Here is a 20704-nt window from a genome sequence, read left to right as displayed (position 1 = left end):
ACGAACGACACGCGTGAGTTTCCGCCTTGCTTGAAGGCAGCGGGATCTCCACCGAATTTCGAATTACGAGAAGCGAACCACACCATGATGCGCAGCCACTATTGCGGCCAACTGAACGAAAGCCTGGAAGGTCAGGAAATTACCCTTTGCGGATGGGTTCACCGTCGCCGCGACCACGGCGGGGTGATTTTCCTCGATATCCGTGATCGTGACGGTCTGGCCCAGGTGGTGTTCGATCCGGATCGCGCCGAGAGCTTCGCCGCCGCCGATCGCGTGCGCAGCGAATACGTCGTGAAGATCACCGGCAAGGTGCGCTTGCGTCCGGCCGGTGCGACCAACGCCAACATGGCTTCGGGCATGATCGAAGTGCTGGGTTATGAGCTTGAGGTGCTGAACGAGTCGGAAACCCCGCCGTTCCCGCTCAACGAGTTCTCCGATGTCGGCGAAGAAACCCGTCTGCGCTACCGCTTCCTCGACCTGCGTCGCCCGGAAATGGCCGAGAAGCTGCGTCTGCGTTCGCGCATGACCACCAGCATCCGCCGCTTCCTCGACGAGAACGGCTTCCTCGACGTCGAAACGCCAATCCTGACCCGTGCCACCCCAGAAGGTGCGCGTGACTATTTGGTGCCGAGTCGTACCCATGCCGGTTCGTTCTTCGCCCTGCCGCAATCGCCGCAGCTGTTCAAGCAACTGCTGATGGTCGCCGGCTTCGACCGTTACTACCAGATCGCCAAGTGCTTCCGTGACGAAGACCTGCGTGCCGACCGTCAGCCGGAATTCACCCAGATCGACATCGAGACCAGCTTCCTCGATGAAAAAGAGATCATGGGCCTGACCGAGCAGATGATCCGCAACCTGTTCAAGGAAGTGCTGAATCTGGAATTCGGCGAATTCCCGCACATGACCTTCGAAGAAGCCATGCGCCGCTACGGTTCGGACAAGCCGGACCTGCGTATTCCGCTGGAACTGGTCGACGTTGCCGACCAGCTCAAGGAAGTTGAATTCAAGGTGTTCAGCGGCCCGGCCAACGATCCCAAGTGCCGTATCGCCGCACTGCGCGTTCCAGGCGGGGCGAGCATGCCGCGCAAGCAGATCGACGATTACACCAAGTTCGTCGGCATCTACGGTGCCAAGGGCCTGGCGTACATCAAGGTCAACGAGCGTGCTGCCGGTGTTGAAGGTCTGCAATCGCCGATCGTGAAGAACATTCCTGAAGACAAGCTCAACGTGATCCTCGATCGCGTCGGCGCAGTCGACGGCGACATCGTGTTCTTCGGTGCCGACAAGGCCAAGATCGTCAGCGAAGCCCTGGGCGCGCTGCGTATCAAGCTCGGTCACGACCTCAAGCTGCTGACCTGCGAGTGGGCGCCAATGTGGGTCGTCGACTTCCCGATGTTCGAAGAGAACGACGACGGCAGCTTCTCCGCGCTGCACCACCCGTTCACCGCACCGAAGTGCACCCCGCAGGAACTCGAAGCCAACCCGGCCGCCGCACTGTCCCGTGCGTACGACATGGTGTTGAACGGCACCGAGCTGGGCGGCGGTTCGATCCGTATCCACCGCAAGGAAATGCAGCAAGCGGTATTCCGCCTGCTGGGCATCAATGAAGCGGAGCAGGAAGAGAAGTTCGGCTTCCTGCTTGACGCGCTGAAGTACGGTGCACCGCCGCACGGTGGTCTGGCCTTCGGTCTGGACCGTCTGGTGATGCTGATGACCGGCGCCCAGTCGATCCGTGAAGTGATCGCCTTCCCGAAAACCCAGAGTGCTGCCGACGTGATGACGCAGGCTCCTGGCGTGGTCGATGCCAAGGCATTGCGCGAGCTGCACATTCGCCTGCGCGAAACGCCAAAGGCTGAGTAAGACGGGCCTGAAGGCGCATCTTCGGATGCGCCTTTTTTCTTTCTCAGGTCGAATTTTTCAATTGCCGGCCGCTGCCTCGGCAGGGCGGGCAAGGTTTCAAAGAGCATTCGGAGCAAGTTATGGCAGGTCATTCCAAGTGGGCAAACATCAAGCACCGCAAAGAACGTCAGGATGCCAAGAGGGGCAAGATCTTCACCAAGTGGATCCGTGAACTGACCGTTGCCGCCCGTCAGGGTGGCGGTGATCCGGGTTCCAACCCGCGTTTGCGTCTGGCCCTGGACAAGGCGTTGAGCGCCAACATGAGCCGCGACATCATCGACCGCGCCGTCGCGCGCGGTGCCGGTGCCACCGAAGCGGACAATGTTGAAGAACTGACCTACGAAGGCTACGGCCCGGGCGGCGTGGCGGTGATGGTCGAGTGCATGACCGACAATCGCAACCGCACCGCCGCAGCGGTGCGTCACGCGTTCAGCAAGTGTGGCGGCAACCTCGGCACCGATGGCTCGGTGGCGTATCTGTTCGAGCGCAAGGGCCAGATCAGCTTCGCCCCAGGCGTCGATGAAGACGCACTGACCGAAGCAGCGCTGGAGGCCGACGCCGATGACGTGGTCACTCACGAAGACGGTTCGATCGACGTGTTCACCTCGTTCACCGGTTTCTATGCGGTGCGCAACGCGCTGGAAGCGGCCGGGTTCAAGGGCGACGACGCGGAAATCGTCATGCAGCCCACCACCAGCGCCGAGCTGGATCTGGAAGGCGCCGAAAAGGTGCTCAAGCTGATCGACATGCTCGAGGATCTGGATGACGTGCAGAACGTCTATTCCAACGCGGATATCCCGGAAGACGTGGCTGCTCAGCTAGGCTGATGTAAATAGAAAGGTCGCAGTTTTTTGCTGGCTCTACACTTCCCCTGTAGGAGCTGCCGAAGGCTGCGATCTTTTGATCTTTTAAAAACACAAAGATCGCAGCCTTCGGCAGCTCCTACATGTACCCTCAGCTTCCGCATTATTTTCTGCAGGCGTTATGACTCTAATTCTTGGTATCGACCCCGGTTCGCGCATCACCGGTTACGGGATCGTTCGCGATACCGGGCGGGGCGGCTGCATCTATGTGGCCTCGGGCTGCATTCGCACCGGATCCGGCGAGCTGCATGAGCGTCTGCAAATCGTCTATCGCGGCGTGCGCGAGATCATCAAGACCTACGGCCCGGTGACCATGGGCATCGAAAAGGTGTTCATGGCGAAAAATGCCGACTCGGCGCTGAAGCTCGGTCAGGCGCGCGGCGCGGCGATTGTCGCCGGCGCCGAAGAGTGTCTGGAAATCGCCGAATACACCGCGACTCAGGTCAAGCAGGCTGTGGTCGGCACGGGTGCGGCCAATAAAGAGCAGGTGCAGATGATGGTCATGCACATGCTCAAATTGACCAGCAAGCCGCAAATCGACGCCTCCGACGCCCTGGCGATCGCCATCTGCCATGCGCATACACGCTCAAGCCTGCTCCCCCATGGTCTGGGAACCGCACGCAGTCGTGGCGGGCGCCTGCGTCTCTGATAGCATCAGCATCAATTTTCCTGAAGGTGGCTTTTCGGTGCCTGTGTTGCCGGCGCGCAAGCCCCCTTCAATCGTCGCCAGCCCACGGCTGGCCAGCGCTCAAGGATTCAAAACGTGATTGGACGCTTGCGCGGCACCCTGGCTGAGAAACAGCCGCCGCACCTGATTCTCGATGTAAACGGCCTCGGCTATGAGGTGGAAGTGCCGATGACCACCCTTTATCGCCTGCCGTCGGTCGGTGAACCGCTGACCCTGCATACCCATTTGGTCGTACGCGAAGATGCGCAATTGCTCTATGGTTTCGCCGGCAAACGTGAGCGAGACTTCTTTCGTGAGCTGATCCGTCTCAACGGGGTCGGGCCGAAACTGGCGCTGGCACTGATGTCGAGCCTGGAAGTCGATGAACTGGTGCGTTGCGTGCAGTCTCAGGACACCTCGGCGCTGACCAAGGTGCCGGGGGTTGGCAAGAAGACCGCCGAGCGTTTGCTGGTCGAATTGAAAGACCGCTTCAAAGCCTGGGAAACTTCGCCGGCGATGTTCGCGCTGGTGCCGAATCAGCCGGACGGCCCGGCGCCGGTCAACAGCGCCGAGACCGATGCCGTCAGTGCGCTGATCTCCCTGGGCTACAAGCCGCAGGAAGCGAGCAAGGCGATTTCCGCGATCAAAGACAAGAACCTGAGCAGCGAAGACCTGATCCGCCGCGCTCTGAAGGGAATGATTTAAGTGATTGAAGCTGATCGTCTGATCGCCGCCGCGCACAGCCCGCGCGAGCGCGAAGAAGTCCAGGACCGGGCGATTCGTCCGGTCAGTCTGGCCGATTACATCGGCCAGCCGACCGTGCGCGAGCAGATGGAACTGTTCATCCAGGCTGCCCGAGGCCGTAGCGAATCCCTCGATCACACCTTGATCTTCGGCCCGCCGGGGCTGGGCAAAACCACGCTGGCGAACATCATTGCCCAGGAAATGGGCGTGTCGATCAAGAGCACCTCAGGCCCAGTGCTGGAGCGCCCGGGGGATCTGGCGGCGTTGCTGACCAATCTCGAGCCGCACGATGTGTTGTTCATCGACGAAATCCATCGTCTGTCGCCGATCGTTGAAGAAGTGCTGTATCCGGCGATGGAAGATTTCCAGCTCGACATCATGATCGGCGAAGGGCCGGCAGCGCGCTCGATCAAGCTGGATCTGCCGCCGTTCACTCTGGTCGGTGCGACCACCCGTGCGGGCATGCTGACCAACCCGTTGCGTGATCGCTTCGGTATCGTCCAGCGCCTGGAGTTCTACAGCACCGCCGACCTGGCAACGATCGTCAGTCGTTCGGCGGCGATTCTCGGTCTGCCGCTGGACCCGGAAGGCTCGTTCGAGATCGCCCGTCGCGCCCGTGGCACCCCGCGAATCGCCAACCGTTTGCTGCGACGGGTGCGCGACTTCGCCGAAGTCCGCGCCAAGGGCCATATCACCAAAGCCGTGGCGGATCTGGCGCTGAACCTGCTGGATGTCGACGAACACGGTTTCGATCATCAGGACCGGCGACTGCTGCTGACCATGATCGAGAAGTTTGATGGCGGTCCGGTCGGTATCGACAGTCTGGCGGCGGCGATCAGCGAAGAACGCCACACCATTGAAGACGTGCTCGAGCCGTATCTGATCCAGCAGGGCTACATCATGCGCACGCCACGGGGCAGGGTGGTAACGCGGCATGCCTATTTGCATTTCGGTTTGAATGTGCCGTCACGCATGGGCGAGATGCCCGTGGCAGACGAGTTTCTCGACGCCGTCGACGATTGATACACATTTGTTGGTGATTTATTCAGGGTTTGTACTGTCAGACGACGGTACTTTTGCGTTAAAGCTTTGAAACCACGAAAAACAGTTGTCTGGCCGGATTGGCAACCTGAGGAGTAAGCACTAGAGTATGCGCGCGCAAAACGGGCTTGAGCCGTTCGCACATCGTTGTCGCGTTTATTACGAGGACACCGATGCGGGCGGCATCGTGTATTACGTTAATTACCTCAAGTTTATGGAACGGGCTCGAACCGAACGGCTACGGGAACTGGGTTTTGCCCAATCGCAGCTGGCCGGAGAGGACCTGTTGTTCGTCGTGCATTCCAGCGAAGCGCGTTATCACGCGCCGGCGCGACTGGACGACGAACTGCTGGTAAGCGCTGATGTAATCGAATTGAACCGTGCCAGCCTGCGCTTCAGACAGCAGGTCAGGCGGGCCACGGATAATGTGCTGCTCTGCGAAGGGCAGTTTTTGGTGGCCTGCGTGCGCACCGACAGTTTGAAACCCCGGGCCCTTCCCGAAGACCTGCGTGCGGCCTTCGCCGACGCGGTCGGCCCGGGTACACACTCAAAGCAGGAGATAAAGCGTGGAAGCTAACGTCGTCGACCATTCCTCCATGTGGAGCCTGGTCAGCAATGCCAGCATCGTGGTGCAGTTGGTAATGTTGACCCTGGTGGCCGCATCGGTGACCTCATGGATCATGATCTTTCAGCGCAGCAACTTGCTGCGTGCCGGTCGACGCGCCCTGGAGAGCTTCGAAGAGCGCTTCTGGTCGGGTATCGATCTGTCCAAACTGTACCGTCAGGCCGGCAGCAATCCCGATCCGGATTCGGGCGTGGAGCAGATCTTCCGTGCCGGTTTCAAGGAATTCTCCCGTCTGCGTCAGCAGCCAGGTGTCGACCCGGAAGCAGTAATGGAAGGCGTGGCCCGTGCAATGCGCGTCGCCATCTCTCGTGAAGAAGAGAAACTCGAGCAGAGCCTGCCGTTCCTCGCCACCGTCGGTTCGGTCAGCCCGTATATCGGTCTGTTCGGTACCGTGTGGGGGATCATGAACTCCTTCCGTGGTCTGGCCAGCGCCCAGCAGGCGACCCTGGCCACCGTAGCTCCGGGTATCGCCGAAGCCCTGATCGCCACCGCGATCGGCCTGTTCGCCGCGATCCCGGCCGTTATCGCTTACAACCGTTTTGCTGCGCGCAGCGAGACCTTGCTGGGCCGTTACTACACCTTCGCCGATGAATTCCAGGCGATCCTGCACCGCAAAGTGCACACCAGCGAAGAATAAGCAGGTATTTCCCGATGGCTTTAATCGCTCGAGCTCGCAAAAAGCGCAAGCCGGTCGCCGAGATGAACGTGGTGCCCTACATCGACGTGATGTTGGTGCTGCTGGTCATCTTCATGGTGACCGCGCCGATGCTCAATCAGGGCGTGAAGGTTGATCTGCCCAAGGTTTCCAGCGAAGCCTTGCCGCAGGACAACAACACCCAGGTCCTGACCATTTCGATCAAGGCTGACAAGACCTACTACTGGAACCTTGGCAGCGAAGTCGACACCGAGAAGCAACAGGACAGGGCCATGACCCTGCCGCAAATGACCGACGCGGTGACCAAGATCATCCGCGCCGGCACCGAGGGCGGCAAACGCACCCAGGTGTTCATTCGTGGCGACAAGACTGTCGACTACGGCGCCGTCATGGGCGCCATGGGCGGGTTGCAGAAAGCCGGGGTCGGTAACGTTGGTCTGATTACCGAGGCCCCCTGATGCAGCAACAGCGAGAGCCGTCCGCCTCGGAAAGCTACTTCTGGCCTAGTGTTCTGGCAATTGTCCTGCACGTGCTGGTATTCGGCATGCTGTTCGTCAGTTTTGCCTTCACGCCCGAACTGCCGCCGGCCAAGCCGATCGTCCAGGCGACTCTGTACCAGCTGAAATCGAAAAGTCAGGCAACCACCCAGACCAATCAGAAGATTGCGGGTGAGGCGAAGAAATCCGCCGCGCGCCAGACCGAAGTCGAACAGATGGAACAGAAAAAGATCGAGCAGGAAGCGGTGAAGGCGGCGGAACAAAAGAAAGAGGAAGCGGCTCAAAAGGCCGAGGAAGCCAAGAAGGCCGACGAGGCGAAAAAAGCGGACGAAGCGAAAAAGGCTGATGAAGCCAAGAAAGCTGACGACGCGAAGAAAGCCGAAGCCAAAAAGGCCGAAGAGAAACAATTGGCTGATATAGCCAAGAAGAAGGCCGAAGACGAAGCGAAGAAGGCTGCTGAGGAAGAGGCGAAGAAAGCCGCTGCTGAAGAAGCCAAGAAAAAGATCGTCGAAGACGCGAAGAAGAAAGCCGCCGAAGACGCCAAGAAGAAAGCTGAAGCTGAAGAGGCGAAGAAGAAAGTCGCCGAAGAAGCGAAGAAGAAAGCTGCTGCCGATGCTGCGAAGAAAAAAGCGCAGGAAGCGGCACGCAAATCCGCCGAAGACAAAAAGGCTCAGGCCCTGGCAGATCTGCTTTCCGACACGCCGCAGCGCCAGCAGGCCTTGGCCGATGAGCAGGGTGACGAAGTCGCCGGCAGTTTCGATGACCTGATTCGCGCTCGCGCAGCAGAAGGCTGGGCTCGTCCTCCTTCGGCCCGCAAAGGCATGACAGTCGTGCTGCAAATCGGCATGTTGCCGGACGGTACGGTGACTTCGGTCAGCGTGGCCAAGTCCAGCGGTGACGGTCCGTTCGATGCCTCGGCAGTCGCGGCAGTGAAGAATATTGGACGTTTGACAGAAATGCAGGGAATGAAGCCGAGCGATTTCGCTCCGTATCGTTCATTCAAGATGACATTCACACCTGAGGATCTAGCCTTGTGAGAAACCTTCTTCGAGGAATGCTGGTCGTGATCTGCTGCATGGCAGGGATCGCGGCGGCAGATGAAAAGAACATTCTGGTCACCAGCGGCAGCGATCGGGCCACTCCGATCGCCGTCGTACCGTTCGGCATGCAGGGCGGCGCCGTGCTGCCTGATGACATGGCTGAAATCATTGGCAACGATTTGCGCAACTCGGGCTATTACTCGCCGATTCCGAAAGCCAACATGATCAGCCAGCCAAGCCAGCCGAGCGAAATCATCTTCCGTGACTGGAAGGCGGTGGGTGCTCAGTACATGATGGTCGGCAGCATCGCGCCAGCGGGCGGTCGCCTGCAGGTGCAGTGGGCACTGTTCAACGTTGCCACCGAACAGAAAGTGGCCGACGGCAGTGTTTCCGGCACTACTGACCAGATTCGCGACATGGCGCACTTCATCTCCGATCAGTCGTTCCAGAAGCTGACCGGTATCGAAGGTGCCTTCTCGACGCGTCTGCTGTACGTAACGGCTGAGCGTTTCTCCGAGAAGAACACGCGCTACACCCTGCAGCGTTCCGACTATGACGGCGCCCGCGCAGTGACCCTGCTGCAATCGCGTGAGCCGATCCTGTCGCCGCGTTTCGCCCCGGACGGCAAGCGTATCGCCTATGTGTCGTTCGAGCAGAAGCGTCCGCGCATCTTCATGCAGAACATCGACACCGGTCGCCGTGAGCAGATCACCAACTTCGAAGGCCTGAACGGTGCGCCAGCCTGGTCGCCGGATGGCAATCGCCTGGCATTCGTGCTGTCGAAAGACGGTAACCCGGACATCTACGTGATGAACCTTGGTTCGCGTCAGATCAGTCGCGTAACCAATGGCCAGGGCATCAATACCGAACCGTTCTGGGGCAAGGATGGCTCGACCATCTACTTCACCTCGGACCGTGGCGGCAAGCCGCAAATCTATAAAACCAGCGTCGGTGGCGGTGGTGCCGAGCGTGTGACGTTCGTGGGCAACTACAACGCCAACCCGAAACTGTCGGCTGATGAAAAGACTTTGGTGATGATCCATCGTCAGGATGGCTTCACCAATTTCAAGGTGGCAGCTCAGGATCTGCAGCGGGGTAGTGTAAAGATCCTCACTGATAGCACTCTGGACGAGTCACCTACTGTTGCGCCCAACGGCACCATGGTAATCTACGCCACCCGCCAACAGGGCCGGGGAGTCTTGATGCTCGTGTCCATTAATGGACGCGTGAGGCTCCCGCTTCCTACCGCTCAAGGCGAAGTCAGAGAACCGTCCTGGTCCCCTTACCTGAAGTGAGCGGGCGCTACACGTTTTACTTAACACACTGGGGTTCATTAGGAGTTTCACGATGGAAATGCTGAAGTTTGGTAAATTTGCTGCGCTGGCTCTGGCCATGGCTGTAGCTGTAGGTTGCTCGTCCAAAGGCGGCGACAACGCCGGCGAAGGCGCTGTTGATCCAAACGCTGGTTACGGCGCAAACACCGGTGCCGTTGACGGCTCCCTGAGCGAAGAAGCTGCTCTGCGCGCAATCACCACCTTCTACTTCGAATACGACAGCTCGGACCTGAAGCCAGAAGCCATGCGCGCTCTGGACGTTCACGCCAAAGACCTGAAAGCAAACGGCGCTCGCGTTGTTCTGGAAGGCAACACCGACGAACGTGGTACTCGTGAGTACAACATGGCACTGGGCGAGCGTCGTGCGAAAGCCGTTCAGCGCTACCTGGTACTGCAAGGTGTTTCCCCAGCTCAGCTGGAACTGGTTTCCTACGGCGAAGAGCGTCCAGTTGCTACCGGCAACGACGAGCAGTCCTGGGCCCAGAACCGTCGCGTCGAACTGCGTAAGTAATTCGATATGCGAACGTGCCGTCGTGCTGTAACTGTTCTGGCTCTCAGTCTCGCGCCGCTTGCGGCGTGGGCTGCGGTTCCTGTGGTCGATGACAACTCCGGTTATAACAATAGCGGGAGCAGTTATCCGCCTGCGGGTTACGGTACGAACGGCGCCTATGCCGGGGGAGCGGCTTCGGCCCCTGCCTCGGCACAAGGCATGCTGTTCAACCAATTGCAACAGATGCAGGATCAGATCTCGCGCCAACAGGGCGTGATCGAAGAACTGCAGAATCAGGTTGCGCGCATGAAGCAGGAATCCCTGGAGCGATACCAGGATCTTGATCGGCGCATAGGATCCGGCGTTGCACCAGCCGCGACTCCCGAGAATTCTTCTGCCGGCGGCGATGCAAGTGCTGCTGCCGGTGCTGCCGCAGGCGCGGGTGCTGCTGCGGCCGCCCAAGCCCCTGCTGCGGGTAGCGAACCGGCTGATCCGGCCAAGGAAAAGCTGTATTACGATGCCGCTTTCGACCTGATCAAAGCCAAGGATTTCGACAAGGCCAGCCAGGCCTTCGCCGCTTTCCTGCGCAAGTACCCCAACAGCCAGTACGCGGGCAACGCCCAATACTGGTTGGGCGAAGTGAACCTGGCCAAGGGTGATCTGCAAGGTGCAGGTCAGGCTTTTGCCAAGGTTTCGCAGTTGTATCCCAAGCACAACAAAGTGCCGGACTCACTGTACAAACTGGCTGACGTAGAACGCCGCCTCGGTCACACGGACAAGGTCAAAGGCATTCTGCAGCAGGTGGTGTCCCAGTATCCGGGCACTTCCGCCGCGCAGTTGGCCCAGCGTGATCTGCAGCGCATGTAAGCCTGTTTATCCGTGTTTTGAAGAAACCCGCGCTTGTCGCGGGTTTTTTCGTTAGAATTCACGCCCTTTTTCTGAAACACGCTTCTTGCGGTCTACGCGTTGGCGGGATTGCCTGAAGTGCCTGACGGAGGCGGACAGCCTGTTTAGCTGTTACGCCCGTGGCGACTATGCAAGACACATTGAGAATCACCGAAGTTTTCTACTCGTTGCAGGGGGAAACTCGGACTGCCGGGCTGCCCACGGTTTTCGTGCGCCTGACCGGTTGCCCGTTGCGTTGCCAATACTGCGACAGCGCTTATGCGTTCAGCGGTGGCACCGTCCGCAGCCTCGACGACATCCTTGAGCAAGTGGCCGGATACCGTCCGCGCTACGTCTGCGTCACCGGCGGTGAGCCGTTGGCCCAGCCAAACGCTATTCCTTTGCTTGAACGGTTGTGTGATGCCGGCTACGAGGTTTCGCTGGAAACCAGCGGCGCCCTCGACGTCTCGGCGGTGGATTCACGCGTCAGTCGCGTGGTTGATCTGAAAACGCCGGGCTCGAAAGAAGCTCATCGCAACCGTTACGAGAACATCGAACTGCTGACCCGCAACGATCAGGTGAAGTTTGTCATCTGCTCGCGGGAGGACTATGACTGGGCTGTCTCCAAGCTGATCCAGTACGGTCTCGACCAGCGTGCCGGCGAAGTGCTGTTTTCTCCAAGCCACCATGACCTCAATGCTCGCGAGCTGGCGGACTGGGTGGTGGCGGACAATCTGCCGGTACGCCTGCAATTGCAGCTGCATAAATATCTTTGGAACGACGAGCCGGGGCGCTGAGATGACTGAACAACTGAACACTACCGAAAAACGAGCGGTCATTCTGCTGTCCGGCGGCCTCGACTCGGCCACCGTCGTCGCGATGGCCCGCGCCGAAGGCTACGCCTGCTACACCATGAGCTTCGATTACGGCCAGCGTTCGCATGCCGAATTGCACGCCGCCGCCCGCGTCGCTCGCGATCTGGGCGTGGTCGAGCACAAGGTCATCGGCCTGAATCTCAACGGCATGGGCGGTTCGGCCCTGACCGACACCAGTATCGACATTCCGGAAGAGCTGGGTGAAGGCATTCCGGTGACTTACGTGCCGGCGCGCAACACCGTGTTCCTGTCGCTGGCTTTGGGTTGGGCAGAAGTGCTCGGCGCGCGCGACATCTTCATCGGCGTCAATGCAGTGGATTATTCCGGCTACCCGGATTGCCGTCCCGAGTTCATAGAGTCGTTCGAGCGCATGGCCAATCTGGCGACCAAGGCGGGCGTGGAAGGCAACGGCTTCCGCATTCAGGCACCGTTGCAGAATCTGAGCAAAGCGCAGATCATCCAGGCGGGCGTGAAGCTCGGCGTGGATTATGGCCTGACGGTTTCCTGCTATCAGGCAGACGATGACGGCCGCGCCTGCGGCAAATGCGACAGCTGCCGCCTGCGTGCAGAAGGCTTCGCGGCCGCCGGTGTAAGCGACCCAACCCCTTATTTTTGATCTTTTTCAAAAAAGGTGTTGAATAGTCCTTAAAAATCAGTATTATACGCGCCACCACACAGCGGGTCGTTAGCTCAGTTGGTAGAGCAGTTGGCTTTTAACCAATTGGTCGTAGGTTCGAATCCCACACGACCCACCATATTTGGCGGTTTAGAAAATCCGGAAGGCCCACGAAAGTGAGGATTTCCGGGTTTTTTTTTGCCTGCGATTTGGCTGCATTGCATTTCAGCGCCGCCCGGCCTGACACAGGTCAGAATCATCTTTTGTATCAACGGGATATTCTGTAGCCTTGCGCAGCTTCAACGCTGTCCGTGCCTGATGATACTCACTCTCCCGGCGGTACCCTCTAGCGGTCCGGAGCCGGGTGTATACTCGACTTTCGCGCGAATGCGCCTGCAGGTCTTGCGAACATGACGCAGATTTCCGAACGCCTTCTGGTTCAAGCCCACCTCGACGCCAAGCAGCCCAAACCGCTGACGGCAGAGGAGGAGGCCTACTACCGTTCCGCCATCGCCGCCGAGCTCAAGGCTCAGGACGCGGTGCTCGTGGCCCACTTCTATTGTGATCCGGTGATCCAGGCCCTGGCCGAAGAAACCGGCGGCTGTGTTTCCGATTCCCTGGAAATGGCCCGCTTCGGCAACGCACATCCCGCCAAGACCGTGGTGGTCGCCGGCGTCAAATTCATGGGCGAGACGGCAAAAATTCTCAACCCGGAAAAACGCGTGCTGATGCCAACGCTTGAGGCGACCTGCTCGCTGGACCTGGGTTGCCCGGTCGACGAGTTCTCGGCGTTCTGCGATCAGCATCCGGAGCGCACGGTAGTGGTTTACGCCAACACTTCCGCCGCCGTAAAGGCTCGGGCTGACTGGGTGGTGACGTCGAGCTGTGCACTGGAAATCGTCGAAAGCCTGATGGACAACGGCGAAACGATCATCTGGGGACCTGACAAGCACCTGGGCACTTACATCCAGCGCAAGACCGGCGCCGACATGCTGCTCTGGGACGGTGCCTGCATCGTTCACGAAGAGTTCAAGTCCAAGCAGCTCGAAGACATGAAAGCGCTGTATCCCGACGCTGCGATTCTGGTGCACCCGGAATCGCCGACGTCGGTGATCGAATTGGCGGACGCCGTCGGTTCCACCAGTCAGTTGATCGCTGCTGCACAGAGCCTGCCGAACAAGACCCTGATCGTGGCGACCGACCGTGGCATCTTTTACAAGATGCAGCAGCTGTGTCCGGACAAGGTCTTCATCGAGGCGCCAACCGCCGGTAACGGCGCGGCGTGCCGCAGTTGCGCGCACTGCCCGTGGATGGCCATGAACACCCTTGAGCGCACGCTCAAGAGCCTGAAGGAAGGCACGAACGAGATCTTCGTTGATCCGGCGTTGATTCCGCAGGCGATCCGCCCGTTGAAGCGCATGCTTGATTTCACCCAGGCGGCGCGGATGAAATTGGCGGGTAACGCCTAAGCTCTTTCAGACACACCCCAGAACCTGTGGGAGCGAGCCTGCTCGCGAAGGCGGTGAATCAGCAGACATAAATGTTGGCTGACACTACGCCTTCGCGAGCAGGCTCGCTCCCACAGTAGTTTTTGGTGTCTGGAAATTATTTGGTCTTCTTCGGGACCCGGACGAGGCGGGTATCGGAGTAGATGTCATGCCACGTGCGCTTCTGCTTATCGAACAGCGACCAGAAGAATCCCAGCCCGATACACAGCCACGACGCAATCGACACCATAAAGCGCAACAGCGCCTGCCACAGGCTGATCGCTGTGCCGTCGCCGTTCTGCACGCGAATGCCCCACACCTGCATGCCCAGTGTCTGCCCGCCATGGGTCCAGAACTTGGCGAAGAAGCCGAACAATACCAACAGCAGCACAGTGGAGTAGAGGGGATCACCGTCGAGCTGGCCGGCGTCGGTCATCGCCCGCAAGCGCTCTTCGCCGATGATCGCGGCCTGGATCAATTTATAGATGAAACCGGTGACGATCAGCAGGGCGGTGCACAGCAGGAAGTCATAGAACATCGCAGCCAGACGACGACCAAGAGCAACGGGAGGAAAGTCCCCTTGCGGCGTGAGCAGGTGTTTCGACATGGCAGCCTCTGGACGCGGATGGAAGCGCCATTTTACGGATTGGCGCGCACAAAAAAGCCCCTGATATCAATATCAGGGGCTTTTTCGTATCAGAAGATCAGGCTTCTGCTTGTACTTCGTCAGCCTGCATGCCCTTCTGGCCTTGCACAGCAACGAAAGTCACTTTCTGGCCTTCTTTCAGGCTTTTGAAGCCGTTGCCCTGAATGGCGCGGAAATGTACGAACAGATCCGGACCGCTTTCTGGAGTGATAAAACCAAAACCTTTCTCGTCGTTAAACCACTTGACGGTACCGCTCTGACGTGTGGACATTTCTTATTTCCTTTGACGCATAAATTGATGACAGCCCCTTTCACATGAAAGAGTACTGGAGCTGGTTGCAAGGAGTAAGAAGACGTCGAGCGGGATGTAGCTAACTTGTAGGCTACTGCCCAGGTCACGATTCCAAGCTGACCCATGCAAACACAGTGGACAAACTCTACGCCAACTACGGGAGAAAAAACAAGCCCTGCGAAGGCCCCGGTTTTACTGCCCTTGATGATAGTTCGGCAGTTCACTAGTACTGTCTTAGACGATTGTCTGGTTCTAATTTTTGCAAACGTTATAAGCAACGTTCATATTCGAAGCGAGTGTTAAAAAACGCACTGTTTTATGGCGATTGCGTTACACATTAGTGCACGTATAACGCAATCGCGTTACTTATAGAAACAGTCGATCAACCGCGATAGTAGCGTTGTGGAACAAATGGCATTTTGCTTACAAGCATCTGCACCTTTTTCCCACGGACGATGGCCCATACAGGCGTGTCGAGCGCGACGTAAGCGCTATCGAGATAACCCATCGCCAGTGGCCCGCCCAGAGTCGGACCGAAACCGCCGCTGCAGACGCTGCCGATGATCTCGCCAGCCTCGTTGACGATCTCTGCACCTTCACGCACCGGCGTGCGTTCCTGTGGCAGCAGGCCGACGCGTTTGCGTGCAACGCCGTTTTGTTGCTGGGCGAAAATCTGCTCCGCGCCGGGGAAACCGCCGGCCCGTGCGCCATCGGCGCGGCGTGGCTTGGAGATCGCCCAGAGCAGGCTGGCTTCGATCGGCGTGGTTTCGGTGTTCATGTCGTGGCCGTACAGGCACAGGCCGGCTTCCAGACGCAGCGAATCACGAGCGCCGAGGCCGATGGCCTGAACCTCTGGTTCGGCGAGCAGGGCGCGAGCGAGTTTTTCCGCTTCAGCGGCTGGTACCGAGATTTCAAAACCGTCTTCACCGGTGTAGCCCGAACGGCTGACAAAGCAATCCACGCCCAGCAACGACACGCGCTTGAACTGCATGAACGTCATCTTCGCCACGTCCGGCGCAAGACGCGCCAGCACGGTTATGGCTGCCGGACCTTGCAAAGCGAGCAGGGCGCGCTCTTCGAACAGCGCCGTAATGGTGCACTGATCGCCGATGTGTTTGTGCAGATGTGCGAGATCCTGATCCTTGCACGCGGCGTTGACCACCAGGAACAGTTCGTCATTGCCCAGATTGGCGACCATCAGGTCATCGAGGATGCCGCCGCTTTCGTTGGTGAACATCGCATAACGCTGCATGCCTACCGGCAGGTCGATGATGTCCACCGGCACCAGGGTTTCAAGGGCTTTGGCGGCATTGGCACCGGTCAGGCGAATCTGGCCCATGTGCGAAACGTCGAACAACCCGGCCTGTTCGCGGGTGTGCTGGTGTTCTTTCATCACGCCGAGCGGGTATTGCACGGGCATGTCATAGCCGGCGAACGGCACCATGCGCGCGCCAAGTTCGAGGTGCAGTGCGTGCAGCGGGGTTTTCGAGAGTTGTTCGGTGGACATGCGTGGCTCCTTTGAATTTGGGTTGCGGGTGAGAGGCAAGATCAAGAACCCCTCACCCCAGCCCTCTCCCGGAGGGAGAGGGGGCTAGTTACGTTTCGTAATCAGCATTCGATAATGTTGACCGCCAAACCGCCGCGGGCGGTTTCCTTGTATTTGCTTTTCATGTCGGCGCCGGTCTGGCGCATGGTGCGGATGACTTTGTCGAGGGAGACGAAATGTTGACCGTCGCCACGCATGGCCATGCGCACCGCGTTGATGGCTTTCACCGAGCCCATCGCGTTGCGCTCGATGCACGGCACCTGCACCAGGCCGCCGATCGGGTCGCAGGTCAGGCCGAGGTTGTGTTCCATACCGATTTCCGCGGCGTTCTCGACTTGCTGCACGCTGCCGCCGAGCACTTCGCACAGGGCGCCGGCCGCCATCGAACAGGCCACACCGACTTCACCCTGACAGCCGACTTCGGCGCCGGAGATCGAGGCGTTTTCCTTATAGAGAATGCCGATGGCCGCAGCAGTGAGCAGAAAGCGCACGACGCCGTCATCATTCGCCCCGGGGATAAAACGCATGTAGTAATGCATCACCGCCGGAATGATCCCGGCCGCGCCATTGGTTGGCGCAGTGACCACGCGCCCGCCGTTGGCGTTTTCTTCGTTGACCGCCAGTGCGTAGAGGTTGACCCAATCAAGCACCGACAGCGGATCACGCAACGCCGATTCCGGGTTATTGCACAGTTGCCGATGCAGCGCCGCGGCCCGGCGCTTGACCTTCAAGCCGCCCGGCAGAATGCCCTCGTTGCGGCAGCCGGCAGCGACGCAATCCTGCATCACTTGCCAGATCTTCAGCAGGCCGGTGCGAGTCTCGGCTTCCGGCCGCCAGGCGCTTTCATTGGTGAGCATCACCTGGCTGATCGACAGCCCGTACGTGCTGCAATGGCCAAGCAAGTCCTTGGCGCTTTTGAACGGGAAGGTCAGCGGCGTGGCGTCTTCGACGATGCGATCGGCACCGGCCGCGTCTTCATCGACAACAAAACCGCCACCCACCGAATAATACTCGCGGCTGCGGACCTGAATTCCGGCCGCGTCGAAGGCGCGAAAGATCATGCCGTTGGGGTGGTAGGCCAACGGTTTGCGAATCATCGCCAGATGTTCTTTCTCGTTGAACGCAATGCTGTGCTCGCCGAGCAGATTCAGCCGGCCGTTGCCGCGAATCTCCTGCAGGCGCGCGGCAACGGTTTCGGTGTCGACGCTGTCCGGGTGCTCGCCTTCGAGGCCGAGCAGCACGGCTTTGTCGCTGCCGTGACCTTTGCCCGTAGCACCGAGCGAACCGTACAGCTCGACGCGCACGCTGGCGGTGGTAGCCAGCAGGTTTTCACGGCGCAGGCCTTCGACGAAACGCGCCGCAGCGCGCATCGGGCCGACGGTGTGGGAACTGGAGGGACCGATGCCAATCTTGAACAGGTCGAACACGCTTAACGACATGAGTGGTTCTCCGGTTTCTTGTTATAGGAATTGGCGAAAGTCCGAAATCGGTAGCAGATCCCTTGTGGGAGCGAGCCTGCTCGCGAAAGCGTTGGGTCAGACAACCTTTCATTAACTGACACTACGCTTTCGCGAGCAGGCTCGCTCCCACAGGGGGGGATCTGTGGTGATGCTGAAATTGGGGCAGGTAAACCCGCCCCTCATTCCATTAAGCGTAGCTTTCGATCGACGGGCAGGCGCACACCAGGTTGCGATCGCCGAAGACGTTGTCGACCCGGCCGACCGGCGGCCAGTATTTGCCTTCGATCAGCGACGCGACCGGGTACACCGCTTGCTCGCGGCTGTACGGATGGGTCCATTCGCCGACCAGTTCCGCTGCGGTGTGCGGGGCGTTTTTCAGCGGGTTGTCTTCCTTGTCCAGGGTGCCGTTTTCCACTGCGCGGATTTCTTCGCGGATGCGGATCATCGCGTCACAGAAGCGGTCCAGCTCTTCCTTGGATTCGCTTTCGGTCGGCTCGATCATCAGCGTGCCGGCGACCGGGAACGACATGGTCGGGGCGTGGAAGCCGAAGTCGATCAGGCGCTTGGCGACGTCATCGACGCTGATGCCGCTGCTGTCTTTGAGCGGACGCAGATCGAGGATGCACTCGTGCGCCACCAGGCCGTTGCTGCCGGTGTACAGCACTGGGTAATGCTCTTCGAGGCGACGGGAAATGTAGTTGGCATTGAGGATCGCCAGTTGCGAAGCGCGCTTCAGACCGGCGCCACCCATCATGCGGATGTACATCCAGGTAATCGGCAGAATGCTCGCGCTGCCGAACGGTGCCGCGCAGACCGCGCCTTCCTTGCGTTGCATCTGGCCGTGACCCGGCAGGAATGGGGTCAGGTGCGATTTGACGCCGATCGGGCCGACGCCCGGGCCGCCACCGCCGTGAGGGATGCAGAAGGTTTTGTGCAGGTTCAAGTGCGACACGTCACCGCCGAACTTGCCCGGTGCGCAGAGGCCGACCATGGCGTTCATGTTGGCGCCGTCGATATACACCTGGCCGCCGTTGTCGTGAATGATCGCGCAGATTTCGCGGATGCCTTCTTCGAACACGCCGTGGGTCGACGGGTAAGTGATCATCAATGCAGCGAGGTGTTCGCGGTGCTCGATGGCTTTGGCGCGCAGGTCTTCGATGTCGACGTTGCCACGGGCATCGCACGCGGTGACGACCACGCGCATGCCGGCCATTTGCGCGGTGGCCGGGTTGGTGCCGTGGGCCGACGACGGGATCAGACAGATGTCGCGGCGCTCATCGCCACGGCTCTGGTGGTAGGCGCGGATCGCCAGGAGACCTGCGTATTCACCCTGCGAACCGGCGTTCGGTTGCAGCGAGATCGAGTCATAACCGGTAGCAGCGCAAAGCATCGCTTCCAGCTCGTCGGTGAGTTGCTGGTAACCGGCGCTTTGTGCGGCCGGGGCGAACGGGTGCAGGGCACCGAATTCAGCCCAGGTCACCGGGATCATTTCGCTGGCAGCGTTGAGTTTCATGGTGCACGAGCCCAGCGGGATCATGGTGCGATCCAGCGCCAGGTCCTTGTCCGCCAGTTTGCGCAGGTAGCGCATCAGCTCGGTTTCCGAGTGATAACGGTTGAACACCGGGTGGCTGAGGATCGGCGACTGGCGTACCAGCGCAGCAGGGATGGTGCTTTGAACCGAAGCGGCCAGCGCAGCGAAGTCTGGCAAGGTCTTGCCGTCGGCGAACAGGCCCCACAAGGTTTCGATGTCGGCCTGAGTGGTGGTTTCGTCGACCGACAGGCCCAGACGCTGAGCGTCGATCACACGCAGGTTAATCTGCTGAGCGTGCGCCTTGTCGTGCAGCGCGGCGGTGTGTGCGCCGGTGGCGACGGTCAGGGTGTCGAAGAAACTGGTTTGTTCGACTTGAGCGCCGAGAGCGGTCAGGCCTTTGGCCAGGATCGCGGTCAGGTGATGCACGCGGTTGGCGATCTGGGTCAGGCCTTTCGGGCCGTGATAAACGGCGTACATGCTGGCGATGTTGGCTAGCAGCACCTGGGCGGTGCAGATGTTCGACGTGGCCTTTTCGCGGCGGATGTGTTGCTCGCGGGTCTGCATCGCCAGACGCAGGGCCGGTTTGCCGAAACGGTCGACCGAGACACCGACCAGACGGCCGGGCATGTCACGCTTGAACGCATCTTTAGTAGAGAAATAAGCGGCGTGCGGGCCACCGAAGCCCAGCGGTACGCCGAAGCGCTGCGCCGAACCGATCGCCACGTCGGCACCGAATTCGCCCGGTGCGGTCAGCAGCGTCAGGGCCAGCAGGTCGGCGGCCACGGCCACCAGAGCGTTGGCGGCGTGGAAGCGTTCGGTCAGCTCGCGGTAGTCGAACACATCACCGTTGCTTGCCGGGTATTGCAGCAGTGCGCCGAAGAACGGCGTGACGTCAGTCAGCTCGCGCTCATCGCCCACGACCACGTCAATGCCCAGCGGCTCGGCGCGGGTGCGCAGCACATCGAGGGTTTGCGGGTGGCTGTGGATCGAGGCGAAGAATTGGTGGCTGCCCTTGTTCTTGCTCAGGCGTTTGCAGAAGGTCATGGCTTCGGCAGCGGCGGTGGCTTCGTCGAGCAGGGAGGCGTTGGCGATCGGCAGGCCGGTGAGGTCGCTGATCATGGTCTGGAAGTTCAGTAGCGCTTCGAGACGGCCCTGGGAGATTTCTGGCTGGTAGGGTGTGTAAGCGGTGTACCAGGCCGGATTTTCCAGCAGGTTGCGCAGGATCGGCGACGGCGTGTGGCAGTTGTAGTAGCCCTGGCCGATGTAGGTTTTGAACAGCTGGTTTTTGCCGGCGATGGATTTGATCATCGCCAGGGCGTCGGCCTCGCTGAGGCCGTCGTCCATGCCGAGCACGCTGGTGCCCTTGATGCTTTCCGGGATGACGCTGGCGCTCAGGGCTTCGAGCGAATCGAAGCCGAGGCTGTTGAGCATGGCCTGCTCGTCAGCGGCACGCGGGCCGATGTGACGGGCGATGAATTCGTTGGCGGTGCCGAGATTGATCTGGGTCATGG

At 59.8% G+C, this 20704-nt stretch carries 20 protein-coding genes and 1 tRNA gene; 16 read left to right on the top strand and 5 right to left on the bottom strand.

The window, feature by feature from the left end; genetic code table 11:
* Positions 1–84: 84 nt before the first annotated feature.
* From aspS to nadA, 16 genes are all read left to right on the top strand, one after another.
* The gene (aspS, locus tag J2Y90_RS25940) at positions 85–1860 is read left to right on the top strand and encodes an aspartate--tRNA ligase (protein WP_253504770.1); all 1776 of its coding nucleotides are present in this window, start codon (positions 85–87) and stop codon (positions 1858–1860) included.
* A 119-nt stretch (positions 1861–1979) separates the two neighbouring features.
* The gene (locus J2Y90_RS25935) at positions 1980–2726 is read left to right on the top strand and encodes a YebC/PmpR family DNA-binding transcriptional regulator (protein ID WP_024014089.1); all 747 of its coding nucleotides are present in this window, start codon (positions 1980–1982) and stop codon (positions 2724–2726) included.
* A 157-nt stretch (positions 2727–2883) separates the two neighbouring features.
* Positions 2884–3411: a crossover junction endodeoxyribonuclease RuvC gene (gene ruvC, locus J2Y90_RS25930; RefSeq protein WP_016773501.1), complete on the top strand. Its 528-nt coding sequence runs from the start codon at positions 2884–2886 to the stop codon at positions 3409–3411.
* Between the two features lie 114 nt (positions 3412–3525).
* Positions 3526–4134, top strand: coding sequence for a Holliday junction branch migration protein RuvA (gene ruvA / locus J2Y90_RS25925; protein ID WP_024014088.1), 609 nt, complete (start codon positions 3526–3528; stop codon positions 4132–4134).
* The gene (gene ruvB / locus J2Y90_RS25920; protein WP_024014087.1) at positions 4135–5196 is read left to right on the top strand and encodes a Holliday junction branch migration DNA helicase RuvB; all 1062 of its coding nucleotides are present in this window, start codon (positions 4135–4137) and stop codon (positions 5194–5196) included.
* Between the two features lie 127 nt (positions 5197–5323).
* Complete coding sequence (gene ybgC, locus J2Y90_RS25915; protein WP_253504768.1) at positions 5324–5791, top strand: tol-pal system-associated acyl-CoA thioesterase; 468 nt, start codon at positions 5324–5326, stop codon at positions 5789–5791.
* Complete coding sequence (gene tolQ, locus J2Y90_RS25910) at positions 5781–6476, top strand: protein TolQ (RefSeq protein ID WP_008080223.1); 696 nt, start codon at positions 5781–5783, stop codon at positions 6474–6476. The genes ybgC and tolQ overlap by 11 nt, the downstream gene beginning before the upstream one ends.
* A 23-nt stretch (positions 6477–6499) precedes the next feature.
* Positions 6500–6952 (top strand): protein TolR, encoded by a 453-nt coding sequence (tolR, locus tag J2Y90_RS25905; RefSeq protein WP_160767866.1) that lies wholly within the window; start codon positions 6500–6502, stop codon positions 6950–6952.
* Positions 6952–8028, top strand: a complete 1077-nt coding sequence (gene tolA / locus J2Y90_RS25900; RefSeq protein WP_253504766.1) for a cell envelope integrity protein TolA — start codon at positions 6952–6954, stop codon at positions 8026–8028. Before tolR ends, tolA begins: the two co-directional genes overlap by 1 nt.
* Positions 8029–8045: 17 nt before the next feature.
* On the top strand, positions 8046–9326 hold the full coding sequence (gene tolB / locus J2Y90_RS25895) for a Tol-Pal system beta propeller repeat protein TolB (protein WP_016773506.1): 1281 nt from the start codon (positions 8046–8048) through the stop codon (positions 9324–9326).
* 52 nt (positions 9327–9378) lie between these two features.
* Entirely contained in the window at positions 9379–9876 is a 498-nt protein-coding gene (gene pal, locus J2Y90_RS25890) for a peptidoglycan-associated lipoprotein Pal (protein ID WP_003178634.1), read from the top strand.
* 6 nt (positions 9877–9882) lie between these two features.
* Complete coding sequence (gene ybgF / locus J2Y90_RS25885; RefSeq protein WP_041479790.1) at positions 9883–10722, top strand: tol-pal system protein YbgF; 840 nt, start codon at positions 9883–9885, stop codon at positions 10720–10722.
* 167 nt (positions 10723–10889) lie between these two features.
* Positions 10890–11537: a 7-carboxy-7-deazaguanine synthase QueE gene (gene queE / locus J2Y90_RS25880; protein ID WP_253504763.1), complete on the top strand. Its 648-nt coding sequence runs from the start codon at positions 10890–10892 to the stop codon at positions 11535–11537.
* Between the two features lies 1 nt (position 11538).
* Entirely contained in the window at positions 11539–12231 is a 693-nt protein-coding gene (gene queC / locus J2Y90_RS25875; protein WP_253504761.1) for a 7-cyano-7-deazaguanine synthase QueC, read from the top strand.
* A 63-nt stretch (positions 12232–12294) separates the two neighbouring features.
* Positions 12295–12370: transfer RNA gene (locus J2Y90_RS25870), tRNA-Lys, on the top strand.
* A 271-nt stretch (positions 12371–12641) separates the two neighbouring features.
* Entirely contained in the window at positions 12642–13700 is a 1059-nt protein-coding gene (gene nadA / locus J2Y90_RS25865) for a quinolinate synthase NadA (RefSeq protein WP_016773509.1), read from the top strand.
* Positions 13701–13836: 136 nt separating this feature from the next.
* Here nadA and J2Y90_RS25860 read toward each other — a convergent pair whose 3' ends face one another.
* The 5 genes from J2Y90_RS25860 to gcvP all read right to left on the bottom strand — a co-directional run bounded on the left by J2Y90_RS25860 (position 13837) and on the right by gcvP (position 20702).
* On the bottom strand, positions 13837–14325 hold the full coding sequence (locus J2Y90_RS25860; RefSeq protein ID WP_253504759.1) for an RDD family protein: 489 nt from the start codon (positions 14323–14325) through the stop codon (positions 13837–13839).
* A 97-nt stretch (positions 14326–14422) separates the two neighbouring features.
* Entirely contained in the window at positions 14423–14635 is a 213-nt protein-coding gene (locus J2Y90_RS25855) for a cold-shock protein (protein ID WP_003227496.1), read from the bottom strand.
* A gap of 403 nt (positions 14636–15038) precedes the next feature.
* Complete coding sequence (gene gcvT / locus J2Y90_RS25850) at positions 15039–16163, bottom strand: glycine cleavage system aminomethyltransferase GcvT (protein WP_253504756.1); 1125 nt, start codon at positions 16161–16163, stop codon at positions 15039–15041.
* A 101-nt stretch (positions 16164–16264) separates the two neighbouring features.
* On the bottom strand, positions 16265–17641 hold the full coding sequence (locus tag J2Y90_RS25845; protein ID WP_253504754.1) for an L-serine ammonia-lyase: 1377 nt from the start codon (positions 17639–17641) through the stop codon (positions 16265–16267).
* A gap of 208 nt (positions 17642–17849) precedes the next feature.
* Complete coding sequence (gcvP, locus tag J2Y90_RS25840) at positions 17850–20702, bottom strand: aminomethyl-transferring glycine dehydrogenase (protein WP_253504752.1); 2853 nt, start codon at positions 20700–20702, stop codon at positions 17850–17852.
* Positions 20703–20704 lie beyond the last annotated feature (2 nt).

The organism is Pseudomonas koreensis (assembly GCF_024169245.1).
Lineage (GTDB): Bacteria > Pseudomonadota > Gammaproteobacteria > Pseudomonadales > Pseudomonadaceae > Aquipseudomonas > Aquipseudomonas koreensis_F.
Note: the sequence above shows the minus strand (reverse complement) of the source record. Positions and strands in the feature narration are given on the sequence as shown.